This is a genomic window from Pseudomonas sp. NA-150 (assembly GCF_044336365.1).
Classification (GTDB): Bacteria; Pseudomonadota; Gammaproteobacteria; order Pseudomonadales; family Pseudomonadaceae; genus Aquipseudomonas.
This window is the reverse complement of sequence record NZ_CP172305.1, coordinates 5,525,473-5,542,461: the sequence shown is the minus strand read 5'-3', so window position 1 is coordinate 5,542,461 and position 16,989 is coordinate 5,525,473. Positions and strand designations below refer to the sequence as shown.

The 16,989-nt window shown below is 57.2% G+C and carries 15 protein-coding genes; 8 read left to right on the top strand and 7 right to left on the bottom strand.

The features are described 5' to 3' along the window. Positions 1 to 66: 66 nt before the first annotated feature. Together ACF0H7_RS26035 and ACF0H7_RS26030 are read left to right on the top strand one after the other, a co-directional pair. Positions 67 to 1,209 (top strand): hypothetical protein, encoded by a 1,143-nt coding sequence (locus tag ACF0H7_RS26035; protein ID WP_397449708.1) that lies wholly within the window; start codon positions 67 to 69, stop codon positions 1,207 to 1,209. 85 nt (positions 1,210 to 1,294) lie between these two features. Next, the gene (locus ACF0H7_RS26030; protein WP_397449707.1) at positions 1,295 to 2,398 is read left to right on the top strand and encodes a glycosyltransferase 61 family protein; all 1,104 of its coding nucleotides are present in this window, start codon (positions 1,295 to 1,297) and stop codon (positions 2,396 to 2,398) included. A 92-nt stretch (positions 2,399 to 2,490) separates the two neighbouring features. Here the strand turns inward: ACF0H7_RS26030 and ACF0H7_RS26025 are convergent, their stop codons facing one another. Both ACF0H7_RS26025 and ACF0H7_RS26020 read right to left on the bottom strand, forming a co-directional pair. After that, positions 2,491 to 5,322 (bottom strand): amino acid adenylation domain-containing protein, encoded by a 2,832-nt coding sequence (locus ACF0H7_RS26025; RefSeq protein ID WP_397449706.1) that lies wholly within the window; start codon positions 5,320 to 5,322, stop codon positions 2,491 to 2,493. A 385-nt stretch (positions 5,323 to 5,707) separates the two neighbouring features. Further along, a complete protein-coding gene (locus ACF0H7_RS26020) occupies positions 5,708 to 5,980 on the bottom strand; it encodes a YebG family protein (protein ID WP_397449705.1) in 273 nt (90 codons plus the stop codon). 311 nt (positions 5,981 to 6,291) lie between these two features. On the opposite strand from ACF0H7_RS26020, the gene ACF0H7_RS26015 reads away from it, so the two are divergent. Next, positions 6,292 to 6,780: a phosphate-starvation-inducible protein PsiE gene (locus ACF0H7_RS26015; RefSeq protein ID WP_397449704.1), complete on the top strand. Its 489-nt coding sequence runs from the start codon at positions 6,292 to 6,294 to the stop codon at positions 6,778 to 6,780. Here the strand turns inward: ACF0H7_RS26015 and ACF0H7_RS26010 are convergent. Both ACF0H7_RS26010 and ACF0H7_RS26005 read right to left on the bottom strand, forming a co-directional pair. Continuing rightward, positions 6,777 to 7,103, bottom strand: a complete 327-nt coding sequence (locus ACF0H7_RS26010) for a DUF3509 domain-containing protein (protein WP_397449703.1) — start codon at positions 7,101 to 7,103, stop codon at positions 6,777 to 6,779. The genes ACF0H7_RS26015 and ACF0H7_RS26010 overlap by 4 nt on opposite strands. A gap of 191 nt (positions 7,104 to 7,294) precedes the next feature. Further along, positions 7,295 to 7,708 (bottom strand): HPF/RaiA family ribosome-associated protein, encoded by a 414-nt coding sequence (locus ACF0H7_RS26005; RefSeq protein WP_397449702.1) that lies wholly within the window; start codon positions 7,706 to 7,708, stop codon positions 7,295 to 7,297. A gap of 495 nt (positions 7,709 to 8,203) precedes the next feature. On the opposite strand from ACF0H7_RS26005, the gene ACF0H7_RS26000 reads away from it, so the two are divergent. Further along, on the top strand, positions 8,204 to 8,755 hold the full coding sequence (locus tag ACF0H7_RS26000; protein WP_397449701.1) for a cytochrome b: 552 nt from the start codon (positions 8,204 to 8,206) through the stop codon (positions 8,753 to 8,755). A 96-nt stretch (positions 8,756 to 8,851) separates the two neighbouring features. Here the strand turns inward: ACF0H7_RS26000 and ACF0H7_RS25995 are convergent, their stop codons facing one another. Further along, positions 8,852 to 9,727 (bottom strand): helix-turn-helix domain-containing protein, encoded by an 876-nt coding sequence (locus tag ACF0H7_RS25995; protein WP_397449700.1) that lies wholly within the window; start codon positions 9,725 to 9,727, stop codon positions 8,852 to 8,854. Positions 9,728 to 9,862: 135 nt separating this feature from the next. On the opposite strand from ACF0H7_RS25995, the gene ACF0H7_RS25990 reads away from it, so the two are divergent. After that, positions 9,863 to 10,762 carry a DMT family transporter gene (locus tag ACF0H7_RS25990; protein WP_397449699.1) on the top strand — a complete coding sequence of 300 codons (900 nt, stop codon included), beginning with the start codon at positions 9,863 to 9,865 and terminating at the stop codon, positions 10,760 to 10,762. Positions 10,763 to 10,864: 102 nt separating this feature from the next. On the opposite strand, the gene ACF0H7_RS25985 is transcribed toward ACF0H7_RS25990, so the two are convergent. Together ACF0H7_RS25985 and ACF0H7_RS25980 are read right to left on the bottom strand one after the other, a co-directional pair. Beyond that, positions 10,865 to 11,839, bottom strand: a complete 975-nt coding sequence (locus ACF0H7_RS25985) for a 2-hydroxyacid dehydrogenase (RefSeq protein ID WP_397449698.1) — start codon at positions 11,837 to 11,839, stop codon at positions 10,865 to 10,867. A gap of 110 nt (positions 11,840 to 11,949) precedes the next feature. Beyond that, complete coding sequence (locus ACF0H7_RS25980) at positions 11,950 to 12,900, bottom strand: LysR family transcriptional regulator (RefSeq protein WP_397449697.1); 951 nt, start codon at positions 12,898 to 12,900, stop codon at positions 11,950 to 11,952. A gap of 193 nt (positions 12,901 to 13,093) precedes the next feature. On the opposite strand from ACF0H7_RS25980, the gene ACF0H7_RS25975 reads away from it, so the two are divergent. Genes ACF0H7_RS25975 through ACF0H7_RS25965 form a run of 3 tightly spaced genes read left to right on the top strand, consistent with a single transcriptional unit; the run spans position 13,094 to position 16,980 of the window. Continuing rightward, entirely contained in the window at positions 13,094 to 14,593 is a 1,500-nt protein-coding gene (locus tag ACF0H7_RS25975; RefSeq protein ID WP_397454022.1) for an efflux transporter outer membrane subunit, read from the top strand. A gap of 13 nt (positions 14,594 to 14,606) precedes the next feature. Further along, a complete protein-coding gene (locus ACF0H7_RS25970) occupies positions 14,607 to 16,790 on the top strand; it encodes an FUSC family protein (RefSeq protein ID WP_397449696.1) in 2,184 nt (727 codons plus the stop codon). Continuing rightward, on the top strand, positions 16,780 to 16,980 hold the full coding sequence (locus tag ACF0H7_RS25965; RefSeq protein ID WP_397449695.1) for a DUF1656 domain-containing protein: 201 nt from the start codon (positions 16,780 to 16,782) through the stop codon (positions 16,978 to 16,980). Before ACF0H7_RS25970 ends, ACF0H7_RS25965 begins: the two co-directional genes overlap by 11 nt. Positions 16,981 to 16,989: the final 9 nt, after the last annotated feature.

The following is a 16,989-nucleotide window of genomic DNA, read 5'->3' as shown; positions in this document are numbered from 1 at the left end:
ACAGACTTTAACGACCGCTGGATTTATTAGTTAACTAACAGAACAGTTAAAGAGTGCGAACGACCGATGAGAGAAAATTTAGCCGTTCTGATCCGCAAGCTCCTGTCGCCCTCGGTACGCTTTAAGCTAAGGGAAGCGTCAGCCTGGCTGCGCGACATGCTGGGGCGAGCCTGTTTCTGGCGCTGGGAAGTTGCCCGGTTCAAACTGCGCCAGGACAGTCCTTACGACATTGTCTATATCGGAAGGAAAGCGCAGCGGGAGATGGCCAAAGTACTCATGGGGGTGCAGTCTTCTGTGGCCGACAGCCAGTCGAATTCCGGTAAATCGGGCCGCAGGGTTCTGGTCAGCGAAATGCCGACCCTGGGCGCATTGTATGTGCCGCACCTGCTGAGTGCCGTGGTGCCGCTGGGTCGGCCTATTGAGGATATTACGTCAAGGTACAACAGCGAGTTGCGCCGAAGCCTGCGCAAGAACCAGCCACGCTACCGTATGCGGCAGGCGCTGACGGATGAAGAAATCGAACGAGTCGACAGGGAAATGCTTCAGCCTTATGCCCTCGCAAGGCATGGCCCGACGGCCTCGCAAATTCCCTCGCATGAGGTGGCAAGGGTCGCCAAGTCCGGCGGCCGACTCGATCTGATCCTGTTGGATGACGAAGTGGTTGCCTGCCATCTTGGCTGCGTCATTACTCGGGCCGGAAAGCGCTATTGGAGCACGATTCGTTTTGGTTACCCCGAGGCGGTGTTTTCAGATGCCAAGAAGTTGCGTGAGGTCAACTCGATTACCACCTTTATGGCCCTTGAGTGGGCGATAGAAAATGGCTTTGACTATTACGACATCGGCACCTGCCTGGCCCGCCCGGACGACGGACTTCTCGAATGGAAAAGAAGACGGGGTGGTGATGTCGATACGCTGGGCAATCACGCTTATATGTTTGTCCAGCTGCCCAAGGTAGGCGCAGCCCAACTCCTTTGGGAGACCCCGCTATTTGCGGTTGAGGGCAAGAACCTGACACTGCATCTGGGCTTGCCGGACGGGCCAAACGATGAGGAAGTCGCGAATCGCTATCGTGAAATGGGCTTCGGTGGGCTGTTCAAAATTTACCTGTACTGTGCCAAAGCGCCAAGCGAACTGTTGCTCGACACATTGCGTGGTCGTTATGCCCATTTGAAATCCCCACCCATAATGGAAAGAATCCCCTCTACCTGAGCCGTTTTCTGATGTTGAACAAATGCAGCGGATGCGCTGGCGCCATTAATTGTTGTGTGTAGAGACGCCGTAAAGGGAGAGTGACATGTCAGAGATGAGTGTATTGACCAGCGGAAGTCGAACACGGTGGAGCCTTGCTGCGTACACGCATATTGTTAGATCACGGCTGATGCGAAAACCGGCGGACATCCTGCAAAGTGCAGCGGTGAAAAGTTGGGATATCGCGCCGGGTGAGGTATCGATTGCCCCACCAGCTTTTTTTCTACCCAATCAACTCGAACGTGTCACAGGCTGGGAGGGAGAACGCTTTTATCCTTTTGAACATCCTCGTCGGACTATGGAAGGCGTCGGCACTGTTGAACATGGTCCAACCCGTGGCTACTTGCTTAAAGATGTCTTGCTGATTGACGGGACGTTGTACAAGGGCAATGCGAACTCCAGTTTGACTCCCCGACTGAGTCGCCTGCCAAGAGTGTCCGTGGAAAGCGAGATCGAGCGCGGCGCGATTTACTGTACCGCCGGTGGAAATCAATGGTTTGGCTCATGGTTAATGGAAGATTGTGCCACTTATCCATTAGCCTGCAATGAGGGCGTTCCCGTAACGACCGCACTTGCGAACCTGTCGTCCGCTGCCCATGCACCGGTGTATGAAGACTGGCTGGGCATGACGCCGGTTCGCTTACGGAATGCGTTTTTTCGTGAGCTGGTGATATTCGACGATCTCAGTCAAAACCGCAGCCGGCATTCACGCTTTCGCGCGATGGGTGACAAGTTACTGTCCCACGTAAACTACAGCGCGCACTCAGGCGTATTCATTCTGCGCGGCGGCACGGGTGAATTGCGAATACTGCACAATGAACTGGCACTCGCTGAGCGTCTGCGTGACCGCAGGGGTTTTCGCATTCTTGACCCGTCTAAATCCGATGTTGCGACGATCGTGGCGGCCTGTGCCGGGGCGAAAACCATAGTCGGGATCGAGGGCAGTCATCTGGTACATGGTGTCAATGTACTGCAGCCGGGTGGCTCGCTACTGACCCTGCAGCCGCCAAATCGCTTCATCTGTTATTACAAGTACCTGACGGATCGCGACCAGCAGAATTTTGGCTTTGTGGTTGGAACGCCAGCGGGCGAAGGCTTTACCATCGACCCGGATGAGATGGAGCGCACGCTGGATTTATTCCCTTCCTGATCAAATAGGCAAAGGATCGCGCCCCAAGACCGCAGCCTGTTGGTATGGGCCGCAGGTGGGGCGTTACCGCCTGACGCAGGAATAACCTGCGTTCACGCTACCCGCTCAATCGAGTCCGAACTGCTCTTCTTCCCGTGCCCACTCCAGCGCGTTACAACCATTCGAACGCCCTTGTGCCAGGCATAGGCAACGCCAATACCACCCACTATGGCAACCGCTACCGCGAGCGCCGGCTGGTCATAGATGTGATGGGCCAGGGACTGAAACTGAAAGTGGGTCAAATAAATAAACAGTGTTGACGACGCGATCAATGCAAGTCCCCGCGCGATGATACCGGGCACGGGAACTGACTTGATCCAGATCGCTGCGAGAACGGCAGGCGCTGCGACGTCATAGTATTCCGGATTCACGGACACATGCCCGCCAAAGCCGAAAATGGCCAGCATATCCGGCCAGCCCATCACCACCACAGTCACCGCGCTGGCTAGCCACTTCTGGGCTGTTGAGTTGGCGTAGTGAATGGCCATGCCGAGCACCATGATCGGCAAGTAGTGCTGCGGTACCCGGTTAAACAGCGGGGCAGCATCAAACACATATGCACCGAAGAGGATGTCGGCCACAGCCAATACGCAGGCCGCAATCACCAGATGGCGAAATGGATTGGACGTTATGATGTCTCGCACCCGTTTGAACGACAGCGCACAGCCAATGATTATTATCATTTGCAGAAGCACTTCAATGTACCAATAGGCGAAGCCACCCGTGAGATTGGGTGGAAACCAATTTGAAATCAGTACCAGTGATTGCCAGTGAATACTGTGGAACAGTACCTGAGTCAACAGGGTGTACAGGACGGTGGGTATCGCGATACTGGCGATGGACTTGGCAAGCATGTGCGCGTTGCCGCGTTCATTGATGGCTTGAAATTGAAACCTTGCCAGGCTGATACCTGACACGACAAATAACACCGTCGTCTCGCCTGAAACGGGCCATCCTGAAATAAGATTAAAGTGTCCGATGACAATAAATATGATGGAAATCACGCGTAACAGAACCGGGACTTCCATTGCCCGCACTGAAAACCTTGAAGTCTTGGTGCTGCTGGCCAGTGCACACAGGTCACGAACCGGCTTCATTTCCCATCGATCGGGCAGACGGCCAATAAGCTCTTCAAGCACCATGGAGGCCTGAACAAACGAGAGCGAATCGCCGCCCAACTCTACGAAGGATAAGTTCGCATCGATGCGCGGTACTTCGAGTATTGCCGCCCACGCGTTCATCAGTTTGAGCGCGACCGGCGACAGATCCTGGCTCGAACCGACGGACGCCGCATCGGTGTTAACGGCTATCGGCGGTAACGCCCGCTTATCAATTTTGCCATTGGGAGTAAGCGGTATGGCATCCAGAAAAACAAACAACGCCGGCACCATATAATCCGGGAGCTGATTGCCCACATGTTCACGCAACTCAACAGATGAAAGCGGCGTTGTCGACACGCAATAGGCAACCAGTCTTACCGCTGCACTGTCATTGGCGACCGTCACAACGCACTGCTTGATCTGCGGGTGCCGCGACAAAGCGCTTTCGATTTCAGTCAGTTCGATTCGATGGCCACGAATCTTGACCTGACTATCACCCCGTCCCAGGTAACTGACACTGCCATCTGAAAGATAAGTGCCGAGGTCGCCCGTTCTATAACAAATATCGTCCTTGATCTGGGTAAACGGGTTCACCACAAATTTTTCTCGGGTTTGCGCGGTGTCACCCCAGTAACCCAAGGACAAAAAGGGGCTGCGTATCAGAATCTCTCCGACCGCGCCTTCGCCGACCAGCTGATTCGCATCATCCACGACCAGCAACTGCGCGCCTTCAATGCCTTTACCAAGCGGAATTTTGGCGTTATCGGCTTCAGGGTCAATTGGGTGGTACGCCATGGCCTGAGGCGTTTCTGTCGTGCCATAAAAATTCACGCTAACGGCATGCGGGGCCACGACGCGCATTTGTTGGTAGAGCGTATTACTTAATGCCTCTCCGCCCCAAAACAGATAGCGCAGATCGTTGAGCGTTAATCCACTCAGCTTCGCGCCCGTTTCAATCAGCTTCCCCAGGGGCGGCGTAAGATGGATAACGGTTATGCCATGCTTTCGTATCCACGCCGCCAACGCCGAAGGGTCGATAACGGTCGACTGCGCCGGAACGATAACTTTTGCGCCAATGGAGAGCGGAGTAAAAACGTCGCGGTATACCGGGTCATGACCCAAACCGGAAAGCAGGGAAAAACAATCATCTTTTGTCAGCGAGTGACGCTGGCTATGCCACTCGATGAAATGAACCAGCGGCGCATGGTGGGTGACAATACCTTTCGGTTCGCCCGTGCTGCCTGAGGTAAATGTGATGTAGGCCGGATGACCCGGGTCGACATCTGGCAAAGGTTTTTGACTAACGGCGAACTCACGCAGTGCCAGAGCCGGCGCCTCCGGTATTCTGACGATCTGCGGAGACGCGCTGTGTGCTGCGTGCGCGGGTTGCTCGAGATTGAGGTCAACAGAAGCCTCGCCGCACAACAGAACAAAGGCGGGCTGAAGGGCTTGAATGATCTGCCCCACGCGCGCGGGTGGATAGGCAATGTCGGCAACGGTGAACGTCAATCCGGCACGCGCTGCCCCAAGCATCGCATAGACCAATCCGGCACAGCGACTCGAAACAATAACAACCCGGTCGGATGCTGTAGCGCCATTTGCAATCAAAAACGCCGCAATGCCCTGGCTTATCTCTTCCAGCTGAAGATAGCTGCACGTCGTGTCTTCAGCGACGACAGCGGTTGCATCTGGCGAGCGTTTCGCCTGCTGTAGAAAGTCCATGAATATCGGGCGTTCGCCCAGATATTGCAGAGGAAGCGTTGGGTTTGGACGAGCATCCTGCATGTTGATTGCATACTCCGTATGATCTATACGAGGGTAACGTCGCGATCCGAAAATCCTGAGTGAGATTATGCGCAATTTGTCGGTGGTCGAGTTACAAAAAGGCCGCGTAATTCTGCTGAACTTTATAGCAAAGAACTGCCAGCGGTGAGTAGTTTAGGTCGATTGATTGAGCGTTAATGCGGGGTGGTTGGCGACGCGAAGTTTCGCGCCCGCTATTGAGGCGGATCGGTAGAAAGGTGTTGGAAGTCGAAGGAAGGAAGGCTCGTTAACTATTTGACGCCGATAGCGTTCACCGGTGAACGTGGGCAGGTTGTGAAGCCCGCACTGCACCTCCAGGTCTGCGGGGAGAGGGCATTATGTGCATGCCCCTCACGCTGCGCAGTCATCATTCCGATTGCGCTTCACCGTCCTGTTGGCCGAGCTCTGCCAGTGCACCGGCATTGCCTTTGAAAGCGGCCGCAAACAGAACGCGATTCTTGGCCATATAGATGCTGGCATCTTCTGCCTGTTTCTCGCTTAACCCAGGCACGTTTTTCAGCAAGACGTCCGTCAACGACTCAGCCAACTCGAGCATCTGGTCATGTGCATCGGCAAGTTTGCGGTCCACGAATGTAGTCTCCAAGTCGCGGGTACTGCGATAAAGGGTTTCAACAGCCATTGTCGGCCTCGTCGTCAGGTGCAGTATGGGATGGGGTTTCCCCCGGCTCAGCTGGATAACGCTTTCAGCAAAGGTGAATTGCTACCACTGTATTTTTATACAGCTAAAAGCATAAGCGAACCAATCCGATTTGGATAGTGGCATTTTTTGCCTTGCTGCGAATCCGTGGCCGTGCGGATGTGCCTTGCGACAACGCGCCACGCCCTCAACCATAGACTCTGGCACCCGATCTGCTACAAAAATGCCGTGCAACGGCAATCAGTCACGTTGGCACGGCATCATCCGTTTCGAATTACTCAAGGAAGTACATTGTGAAAATCACCTGGGCTGAACGCCTGCGTCAGCAAGTTCATGGGTTGGCCGAGTCGTTGGGCAATCTGTTCGTAGAGTCCTTCCACTACCTGGCGCTGTTCGCCATCGGTGGGGTGACGGCCTGGGCGGCGGTCATGGCGTTTCTCGAGATGCTGGAGAAGGGGCATATCACGGTCGATGACATTCTGCTGCTGTTCATCTACCTGGAGCTGGGGGCGATGGTCGGGATTTATTTCAAGACCAACCACATGCCCGTGCGCTTCCTGATCTACGTCGCGATCACCGCCCTGACGCGGCTGTTGATCTCTGACGTGTCGCACCACAATCCACCGGATCTGGGCGTGGTGTACCTGTCCGGGGCGATTCTGCTATTGGCGTTTGCGATTCTGGTGGTGCGCTATGCGTCGTCGCAATTCCCATCATCCAAAGTGCCTGACCCGGACGGCAGGAGCAAAGGGGCGTTGACCGAGGAGAAGGGCGAGCTTTAAACGCTGGCCCGCTGTACCAGGCTGAGTAACACGTTGGTGCGCGGTACCGACAGTTGATTGAGGACATCACTGTTGGTCATCGCGGTGAGGATTTCCATCGCGCTGTGGCCTTGTTCGATGGCAATGCCGAATTGTACGCTTTCGATCAGACGCTGCAGGCGTTTCGGATCGTTGCGCTGTGCGGTGCTGATCAGCCGTTTGGCGACCACACCGCTTTCGTTGGACAAGGTCAACATGATGCAACCGCCGGCACCTTGAATGCTCAGGTTGACTCGATATTCAGGCTGGAATGCATCGGTGATCTGCTGGAAAGGGTTATCCATGGTCCGTTACCTGCTCAAGGAGTCTGCGGTTATTGACCGGCTGTCGACGGTCTAAGTTCGCGAGGCTGGATGAACGGTCGTGTTCTTTCACCGAACGTAGACCATAAAAAAGGGCGGGGCCGCTTGTGCGCTCCCGCCCTTTTTTTAGATGGCTCTAATGATGATGGTAGATGACTAAAAAGGTAGCTCGATCAGCTGTGCAGCGCTTGATCGTTTTCCAGAAACTCTTCCTGCAATAGGGCGTCCGGGTTTTCCGAAGCCTCATTGGCAGCCAGCGCATTGGCTCCTACACGTTTATTGCGCAGTTTGCCGAACATGTGTTCGAGGGCATGATTGAGTTTGATGGCAGCGCCATCCACAGCCTGGTCCAGTGAATTGGCTTTATGAGTGACAGAAATCGGTTGATGCCCTTTGGGCCGGGCTTCCATCTGGCAGCGCATGTCATGCGGGCCGGGTTTGTCGCCATTCTCATCGCGGAGATGGACTTCGACGCGAGTCAGATTTTCTTCGTAGTGTTCGAGCGTGCTTTCAACGGTGGTACGGACCCACTCCTCCAGACGGTTGGTGCTATCGATGTGGTTATCGCTATTGACCTGGATTTGCATAGTTTTTCCCTTACTTAGGCTTGCTCACATGAGAGTGAATGACCTGACTCGGGTGAGGTGCAATCACTCGCCTCTCACCTCCAGTGTTGGCGCCGATGGGTAAACAATTCAACCCCCTTTTGTGCAGAAATATTTCAAAACTGAAAAATAAGTGACCAGACCGCCGTGTTTATTGGTCGGGAAGCGGCAGTCTTTTTTTCATATGAGAACATTTATCATTAATGCCTCTGCCGCACGACGTCGGTCAGTGCTGATCGGCGGCGAGCAGTCGGATGTTGCCCGGATAGACAACTGGTAACAGTTGATTTTTCCCGGATCTGAAAAATCCTTCTAGAGTGAGCGGATCTTTTTTCATGCGTGGTCTATTTCGCCAAACATGCGGGGAAAATAGAGAATAAACGTCATGTTGGTAGCCATTAGCAGCCATTCGCGAATGGCTAACATCATTCATTGTTTGGGATATTCATTGGGTTTAATGGATTGCAAGGAGCATGTGTGCGTTCAGAAAAAGCGACTGGCTACACCGCAACGGCCAAATGGCTACATTGGGGAATAGGTGCGATTTGGATCGTAAGTTGGTGTTTAGGTATGTTGGGGGCTTACACGCGAGACATCTTCAGCACGGATCCCAGCCTCACATTTGTACACAAGGGTTTAGCGAGTACAGTGCTGTTTCTGGTGATTTTACGAGTGGCCTGGAGATTGACTCACCCGGTGCCGGCTTTGCCGCTGAGCGTCAGCTCTGGTATGCGGCGTGGTGCGGCAATCGGTCATCTGTTTCTCTATCTGATTCCACTTTGCCTGGTGCCGCTCTCTGGCTGGTATTGGAGTTCGGTTGCCGGTAAACCGATCATGCTGATGGGTTTTTTCCGACTTCCCTCGTTGGTAGGGCCCGATCAAAGTATGTATGACGTGGCGTTATGGACGCACACACTCTCCGCCTGGTTAGCTGGAGCATTGGTGGGGGGGCATATATTGCTTGCGCTTAAACATCATTTTCTGGACCGGGACGCCGTGCTCAGCGGTATGTTGCCCGAAAAGCGCTGACGTTCCGACGGCCCGACAAAGCCGCTACTCGGCCGCTATCAGGGCGTGAATATAGACACCTGAACTTGCCTGAAGCGTGATGCATAAAACGCCTTGCTAGCTGAAAAACGCCAACCGATACGCCCCCGGCGTCGCGCCCATCACTTGCCGAAAGCGATTGTTGAAATGGCTGGCACTGGCAAAACCACAGGCCATGGCGATGTCGCCGAAGGGCATTGAGCTGGTACGCAGCAGATGCCGCGCATGGTTCATCCGTCGGGCCAACAGGTATTGGTGCGGCGGCAAGCCGAAGCTTTCACGGAACATCCGCGCAAAGTGGTATTCCGAGAGCGCACATTGTGCGGCCAATTGACTCAGGCTCAGCGGTTCAGCCAGGCGATGTTCGATGTAGTCGACCAATTGCCGGCGCAGGTGCGGCGCCAGACCGCCTTTGAGGCGCAAGCCTTCACGTTGCCCGACCTGGCTGAGCAACGTATGGCTGAGCATTTCGTGAGCGAGGCTGCTGGTCAGCAAACGTTCAGCGGGCTCGTTCCAATTCAGTTGGATCAATTGCTGGAAGCGGCGGGTTTGTTCGGCGTCATCAATGAACGTGCTTTCGCGCAGTTGCAGTTCGCGCGGTTCACGGTCGAGCAGGGTGACGCAGCCGAGGGCGAATTGTTCGGGGCTGATGTACAAATGCGCCAGACGCAGTTCGCCGTTGACCACCCAGGCGGACTCATGACCGGCAGGCAACACGCATAATTTGCCCGGACTGCCTTTGGCACTGGGCTGATCGCGACGAAAGGTGCCGGTGCCGCCCTCGATGTAGCACGACAAGGTGTGATGGCTCGGGCCGTGATACTCCTGGGCGTCGTGATAGTTGCTCCAGAGGGCTGCGACCAGCCCGTCACCCAGGCCCGCAGTCTGTTCCAGACGCGCGTGCGGTGAGCTATTCAGGGCTTGAAATACCTGGATGGAGTCCATGGTCGACATCAGTGGGTCCTCTACATCCGGCATCGTACCCTGTAGGACCTGTCCTGCCAGCCTGTCAGCGCGCAAAAGCGCAAGATTGTGCAAGTCGACGGTCGGCTGAATCAGCAGACTGAGGGCTCATTCAGGGAGCCCGTCATGAACATTTCTTTATACCTATTGACCGTGCTGATTTGGGGCACCACATGGATCGCATTGAAGTTGCAGCTTGGCGACGTGGCGATTCCGGTGTCGATTGTCTATCGCTTCGGCTTTGCCGCGCTCGTGCTGTTTGTGATGTTGCTGCTGAGCGGGCGCTTGCAGAAGGTCAATCGTCGTGGCCAGTTGATCTGCCTGGCCCAGGGCCTGTGCCTGTTTTGCGTCAACTTCATGTGTTTCTACACGGCCAGCCAGTGGATCCCCAGCGGCCTGGTTGCCGTGGTGTTTTCCACCGCGACCCTGTGGAACGCGTTGAATGCGCGAATCTTCTTCAAACAGAATGTCGCGCGTAACGTGCTGGCCGGCGGAGCGTTGGGCCTGCTGGGCCTGGCGTGCCTGTTCTGGCCGGAATTGGTCGGCCATAGCGCCAGCCGCGAAACCTTGATCGGCCTCGGTCTGTCGTTGCTCGGCACCTTGTGTTTCTCGGCGGGCAACATGCTCTCCAGCCTGCAACAGAAAGCCGGGCTGCGTCCGCTGACCACCAACGCCTACGGCATGCTGTATGGCGCGGCGATGTTGGGTATTTATTGCCTGCTCAGTGGTACGCCGTTCAGTTTCGAATGGAACACCCGTTACATCGGTTCGCTGGCGTATCTGGTGATTGCCGGCTCTGTGATTGGCTTTACCGCGTACCTGACGCTGGTCGGACGCATGGGCCCGGAGCGTGCGGCGTATTGCACGGTGCTGTTCCCGGTGGTCGCGCTGAATATCTCGGCGTTCGCCGAAGGTTACCAATGGACAATGCCCGCACTGATGGGGCTGGTGTTGGTGATGCTGGGCAACGTGCTGGTGTTCAGGAAGCCGAAGGTGGTGGTTCCAGTATCTGGGAAGTTGGCTTGAGCCTTTGTAGGAGCGGCCGGTCGATGCGCGATGGCCCGCGATAGCATTACGTCAGACAAACCGCTATCGCGGGCAAGCCCGCTCCTACAAAAATGGTTCCGGTCAGCCCTTCCACACCTGCGGGTTCACCAGGTCTTGCGGCTTCTCACCCAGCAACGCGCTGCGCAAATTGTTGTAGGCACGGTCTGCCATGGCCTGGCGCGTTTCGTGGGTGGCTGAACCGATGTGCGGCAGGGTCACCGCGTTGCTCAGTTGGAACAGTGGCGACTCCGCCAATGGTTCCTTCTCGTACACGTCCAGCCCGGCGCCACGAATAGTGCCGTTTTGCAGGGCTGCGATCAGCGCCGGTTCGTCGACCACCGGCCCGCGCGAAATGTTGATCAGGATCGCGCTGGACTTCATCAGCCCCAGTTCGCGGGCGCCGATCAGGTGCTTGGTCTTCTCGCTCAACGGCACCACCAGACAGACGAAATCCGCTTCGGCCAGCAGTTGATCCAGACTGCGGAATTGCGCGCCCATCTGCTGTTCCAGCTCGGGTTTGCGGCTGTTGCCGCTGTACAGAATCGGCATGTTGAAACCGAAATGGCCACGGCGAGCAATGGACGCGCCGATGTTGCCCATACCGACGATGCCCAGGGTTTTGCCGTGAACATCAGTGCCGAAATGCGCAGCCTCAACCGTGCGTTTCCACTGACCGGCCTTGGTCCAGGCATCCAGTTCAGCGACGCGGCGCGCGCTGCTCATCAGCAGGGCGAACGCCAGGTCGGCGGTGCTTTCGGTCAGCACGTCCGGGGTATTGGTCAGCATGATCCCGCGTTCGTTGAAGTAGCCCAGCTCGTAGTTGTCGTAACCCACGGAAATGCTCGACACCACTTCCAGCACGCTGGCGCTTTGCAGCTGCTCACGGCCCAGTTTGCGACCGGCGCCGATCAGGCCGTGGGAGTGGGGCAGGGCTTCATTGAACTGCGCATTCATATCGCCCAGTTTCGGGTCGGGCACGATCACGTTGAAATCTTGCCGCAGGCGCTCGGCCATTTCAGGAGATACACGGCTGAAGGCAAGGACGGTCTTTTTCATCGGGCAGATACTCTTGGACGATTCAAATGGGCGCTTTACATGAACAATGCGTAGCACGCTAACATTCTTGCCCGTCCTTGGGCATCAGGTTCTTGCGAGGAGGTTTGCGATCAGATGGACGCATTCAGCAAATCGTGGGTCTTCAGGTCCGCTTCGTGCGCCGCCAGAATCTCTGGCAACGAACCGCGCAGGTATTCGACCCAGGTTCTGATCTTCGCATCGAGGTACTGCCGCGACGGATAGATCGCGTACAGGTTCAGTTCTTGCGAGCGGTATTCCGGCAGCACACGCACCAGCGTGCCGTTGCGCAGGCCCTCGATGGCTGAGTAAATCGGCAGGATGCCAACCCCCATGCCACTGCTGATCGCGGTTTTCATCGCGTCGGCGGAGTTGACCAAGAAGGGTGAACTGGGGATGGTCACCATTTCCTGGCCTTCAGGGCCGTCGAACACCCATTTCTCCAGCGGAATCACCGGGCTGACCAGGCTCAGGCACGCGTGATTGAGCAGGTCCTGCGGTTTCTGCGCCGCGCCAAAGGCCATGATGTAGGCCGGGGACGCGCAGACGATGCTGTAGGTGATGCCCAGCCGCTGGGACACGAAACCCGAATCCGGAAGCTCGCTGGCCAGCACGATCGACACGTCGTAGCCCTCGTCCAGCAGGTCCGGCACGCGGTTGGCCATGGTCAGGTCGAAGCTCACGTCCGGGTGATGCTTGCGATAGCGGGCAATCGCATCAATCACGTAGTGCTGGCCGACGCCGGTCATCGAATGCACCTTCAACTGACCGGCCGGGCGTGCATGGGCATCGCTGGCTTCGGCTTCAGCTTCTTCGACATAACCGAGGATTTGTTCGCAGCGCAGCAGGTAACGCTTGCCGGCTTCGGTCAGGGCAATGCGTCGCGTGGTGCGGTTGAGCAGTCGGGTTTGCAGGTGAGCTTCCAGATTCGAGACTGCGCGGGACACGTTGGCTGTCGTGGTATCGAGCTGGATGGCGGCGGCAGTAAAGCTGCCAGCTTGCGCCACGCAGCTGAAAGCGCGCATGTTTTGCAGGGTATCCATTGGCAGTTCTCTGATGAGATAGCAAATTGTGACATGAAGTATCTGTGGCGTGTGAGCCAGGCCGGGGGATTATTTCCCGATTGGTAACAAAGAATCGCACTTCACCCGTCTTATCGCGCCCCTGACGCCCCTCTAGACTTGCTGGCTACAACCTACTCACCTCAGTCGGGGATTTGCAGCAGTGCCGCGTAGCATGATCAAAGGCCTCAAGCCACTCACTGTTTTGGCATTTTCGCTGGCAATCGGCGGCTGTATCGGTACCCATGGAATCGGCCCGCAAAGCCAATCCATGCAGGCCAATGCCCTGGCGACTGACGAAGCCATCCAAAGCGCGGCAAAAGAAGCCCATTGGCCCGCTGCCCAATGGTGGCGCGCATACGGGGACGAACAGCTCAATCGCTGGATCGACCTGGCGGTACAGGGCAGCCCAAGCCTGGCGATGGCGGCTGCACGGGTGCGTCAGGCCAAGGCCATGGCCAGTGTTGCAGAATCTGGCGAATCGCTGCATATCAAAGGCACCTCGGCGATTGATCGCCACAACTGGCCGACCGACCAGTTCTACGGCCCGGGCGAACTGTCCAACACCACCACCTGGGACAACAATGCGACGGTGGGCTTGAGCTATTCCCTGGACCTCTGGGGCAAAGACAGCAATACCACCGAGCAAGCGCTGGATATCGCGCACATGACGGCGGCCGAAGAGCAACTGGCCAGGCTTGAGTTGCAGCACAACATCATTCGCGCCTATATCCAGCTGTCGTTGAACTACGCCCAGCGCGATATCGTCCAGGCCACGCTGGCCCAGCAGGAACAAATCCTCGGGCTGGCGCAACGGCGCCTGAACGGGGGGCTGGGTACCCATTTCGAAGTCAGCCAGGCCGAAACCCCGCTGCCGGAAACCCATCGGCAGATCGACTCGCTGGACGAAGCCATCGCCCTGAGCCGCAACCAATTGGCAGCGCTGGCCGGCAAGGGCCCGGGAGATGGCGCCGCCTTGCAACGGCCGACGTTGTCCTTGCAGACCGCGTTGAAACTGCCGTCGGCATTGCCAGCCGAATTGCTGGGCCAGCGTCCGGACGTGGTCGCCAGTCGCTGGCGGGTCGCTGCCCAGGCGCGCGGTATCGATGTTGCGCATGCCGGCTTCTACCCCAACGTCGACCTGGTGGCCAACCTCGGTTACATCGCGACCGGCGGCGGCATGCTCTCGTTCCTGAGTGGCAATAAATTCAACTACGGCGGCGGCCCGGCGATCAGCCTGCCGATCTTCGACGGCGGTCGCCTGCGTGGTGAATTGGGTGAGGCATCGGCCGGCTATGACATGGCGGTCGCTCAGTACAACCAGACCTTGATTGTTGCACTGAAGGATATTTCCGATCAGTTGATCCGTCGTGCCTCGATGGACAAGCAACAAAGCTTGGCGGCGGAGTCGGTGGCGTCGGCGCAAAAGACCTACGATATTGCCTTGATCGCCTACAAGCGCGGGCTGACCGACTACCTGAACGTGCTCAACGCGCAGACCTTACTGTTCCGCCAGCAACAGATCCAACAGCAGGTGCAGGCAGCACGTCTGACCGCACATGCCGAACTGGTGGTGGCGCTGGGTGGTGGTTTGTCGGCAGGCGCCGACGTGCCGAGCGAAGCGAAAACCCTGCCGCCGAAAACCCCGGCAGCGCTTCAGTTGCTCGACCATTGAACGCGCTGACGCCATGAGCCGCTACCTCGACCCCCAGGAATGGCGCCGCGAATTTTTCGCTTGGGCGCGCAGCGACGGCGTGACCTGGACCTACATCTTCAAAACCCTGATCGCCGCGTTCCTCACTTACTGGATCGCCCTGCGCCTGGAATTGCCACAACCGCGCACCGCGATGATCACCGTGTTCATTGTCATGCAGCCGCAAAGCGGCCAGGTGTTTGCCAAGAGTTTTTATCGCTTTCTTGGGACCCTGGTGGGGTCGGCGGTGATGGTGCTGTTGATGGCGCTGTTCGCGCAAAACACCGAACTGTTCCTCGGTAGCCTGGCGCTGTGGATCGGTTTCTGTTCGGGCGGCGCGGCGCGTTACCGCAACTTGCGGGCCTACGGTTTTGTGCTCGCCGGCTACACCGCCGCGATGATCGGACTGCCCGCGTTGGCGCACCCGGAAAGCTCGTTCATGGCCGCCGTATGGCGCGTGATCGAAATTTCCCTGGCGATTGTCTGCTCGACCTTCGTCAGCGCCACGATCCTGCCGCAAACCACCAGCGCGGCGATGCGCAACGCGCTGTATCAGCGCTTCGGCGTGTTCGCCAAATTTGTCGCCGATGGCCTGCGCGGCACCACGCAACGGGCGGCGTTCGAAGCGGGCAACGTGCGCTTCATCGTCGAAGCCGTCGGTCTCGAAGGGTTGCGCAGTGTCACGGTATTCGAAGACCCGCACATGCGTCGGCGCAACGGCCGGCTCAATCGCCTGAACAGCGAGTTCATGGCCCTGACCACCCGCTTCAACGCCTTGCATCAATTGCTTGAACGTCTGCGTGTGCGCGGCTTCAGCCAGGTAATTTCGACCATCGAGCCGGGCCTCATAACGCTGGCGCAATTGCTTGATGGTTTCGCTGGCCGAGCCCTGACCAGTGCTGACGCGGCACTGCTCGACCAACGGCTGGCCGCTTACAAAGTCGATTTGCCGACGCAGATCCGCAGTCTGCGCACCACGTTGGTCCACATCGGTCCCAGCGACGCCGACCTGCTGGATTTCCATACCGCCTTCGAGTTGCTGTACCGATTTGTCGACGAGTTGCACAGTTATGCACAGACTCACGCGTCGCTGGCCGATCACACTCACGCTCGCGAACAGTGGGACGAGTCGTTCCAGTCCACCACCAGTTGGCTGTCGTCAGCGGCGTCGGCGATTCGGGCAATGTTTATTGTCGGCGCGCTAGGCACTTATTGGGTGGCCACGGCCTGGACCAGCGGTGTGACCATGACCCTGGTGGCGGCGGCGACCGTCGCATTGTCGGCAACCACGCCCAACCCCAAGCGCATGGCGTTCCAGATGGCCTGCGGTACGGCGATGGCGGCGGTGTTTGGCTTTATCGAAACCTTCTTTGTGTTCCCCTACATCGACGGCTTTCCATTGCTGTGCCTGTGTCTGTCGCCGGTGTTTGTGATCGGCGCCTTTCTCGCGTCGCGTCCGCAGTGGGTCGGTGTCGGACTTGGTTTGCTGATCTTTTTCTGTATCGGCTCGATCCCGGACAACCGGACGATTTACGATCCTTATGTGTTCATCAACGATTACATCGCCATGGTCCTGGGCATGTTGGTGTGCGCCGCCGCTGGCGCGATCATTCTGCCGCCCAACAGTCGCTGGTTGTGGCGTCGTCTGGAGGATCACCTGCGTCGGCAAGTGGTGTTCGCCATCAGCGCTCCGTTGCGCGGCCTCGGCTCTGCGTTTGAAAGCCGTACTCGCGATCTGATGCATCAGGCCTATGGTCTTGCCGTGCGTAATCCGCAAGTGCAACTCGGTTTGTTGCGCTGGATGCTGACCGTGCTGGAGATTGGCCACGCCATCATCGAACTGCGTCGCGAGCAGGAAAACCTGCCAGAGCAACCGTGCTACGCAGAGTCGCAACCGTGGCGCCAGGCAATTCGGGTCATGGGGCGTTCATTGGTGCGGCTGTTTATCCAGCCCAGTCATAGCAACCTGACGCGCAGCCTTAACGCCGTCGATCACGCCATTGTCTGCGCGCAGCAAGCCGATGAACCGGGGGCCCGACATTTCGAGACCTCGGCTCTGCGTCGGGTACAAAGTTACCTGCACTTCATTCGCACGTCATTGCTCGACCCGCAATCACCGCTGGCTGCTTACGCCTATGAGCCTGAGCCCGCGCTGCAAGGACTACAACATGCCTCGTGAAATCGCCTTTCATGGCCTTTACATGCCCACCGTGACTGTGATTTTCCTGGTCGCTGCCGTGTTGGCCTGGGTGCTGGATCGAGTGCTGTCCTGGCTCGACCTGTACCGGTTTTTCTGGCACCCGGCGCTGGCACGCCTGAGCCTGTTCAGCTGTATTTTCGGCGCCTTGGCGCTCACTGTTTACCGTTGAGAACACTAG

What these genes read in the sequence shown, in the direction of transcription:
- ACF0H7_RS26035 (WP_397449708.1), top strand. Translation starts at nt 67, where the DNA reads ATGAGAGAAAATTTAGCCGTTCTGATCCGCAAGCTCCTGTCGCCCTCG.
- ACF0H7_RS26030 (WP_397449707.1), top strand. Translation starts at nt 1,295, where the DNA reads ATGTCAGAGATGAGTGTATTGACCAGCGGAAGTCGAACACGGTGGAGC.
- ACF0H7_RS26025 (WP_397449706.1), bottom strand. Translation starts at nt 5,322, where the DNA reads ATGCAGGATGCTCGTCCAAACCCAACGCTTCCTCTGCAATATCTGGGC.
- ACF0H7_RS26020 (WP_397449705.1), bottom strand. Translation starts at nt 5,980, where the DNA reads ATGGCTGTTGAAACCCTTTATCGCAGTACCCGCGACTTGGAGACTACA.
- ACF0H7_RS26010 (WP_397449703.1), bottom strand. Translation starts at nt 7,103, where the DNA reads ATGGATAACCCTTTCCAGCAGATCACCGATGCATTCCAGCCTGAATAT.
- ACF0H7_RS26005 (WP_397449702.1), bottom strand. Translation starts at nt 7,708, where the DNA reads ATGCAAATCCAGGTCAATAGCGATAACCACATCGATAGCACCAACCGT.
- ACF0H7_RS25995 (WP_397449700.1), bottom strand. Translation starts at nt 9,727, where the DNA reads ATGTCGACCATGGACTCCATCCAGGTATTTCAAGCCCTGAATAGCTCA.
- ACF0H7_RS25990 (WP_397449699.1), top strand. Translation starts at nt 9,863, where the DNA reads ATGAACATTTCTTTATACCTATTGACCGTGCTGATTTGGGGCACCACA.
- ACF0H7_RS25985 (WP_397449698.1), bottom strand. Translation starts at nt 11,839, where the DNA reads ATGAAAAAGACCGTCCTTGCCTTCAGCCGTGTATCTCCTGAAATGGCC.
- ACF0H7_RS25980 (WP_397449697.1), bottom strand. Translation starts at nt 12,900, where the DNA reads ATGGATACCCTGCAAAACATGCGCGCTTTCAGCTGCGTGGCGCAAGCT.
- ACF0H7_RS25975 (WP_397454022.1), top strand. Translation starts at nt 13,094, where the DNA reads ATGATCAAAGGCCTCAAGCCACTCACTGTTTTGGCATTTTCGCTGGCA.
- ACF0H7_RS25970 (WP_397449696.1), top strand. Translation starts at nt 14,607, where the DNA reads ATGAGCCGCTACCTCGACCCCCAGGAATGGCGCCGCGAATTTTTCGCT.
- ACF0H7_RS25965 (WP_397449695.1), top strand. Translation starts at nt 16,780, where the DNA reads ATGCCTCGTGAAATCGCCTTTCATGGCCTTTACATGCCCACCGTGACT.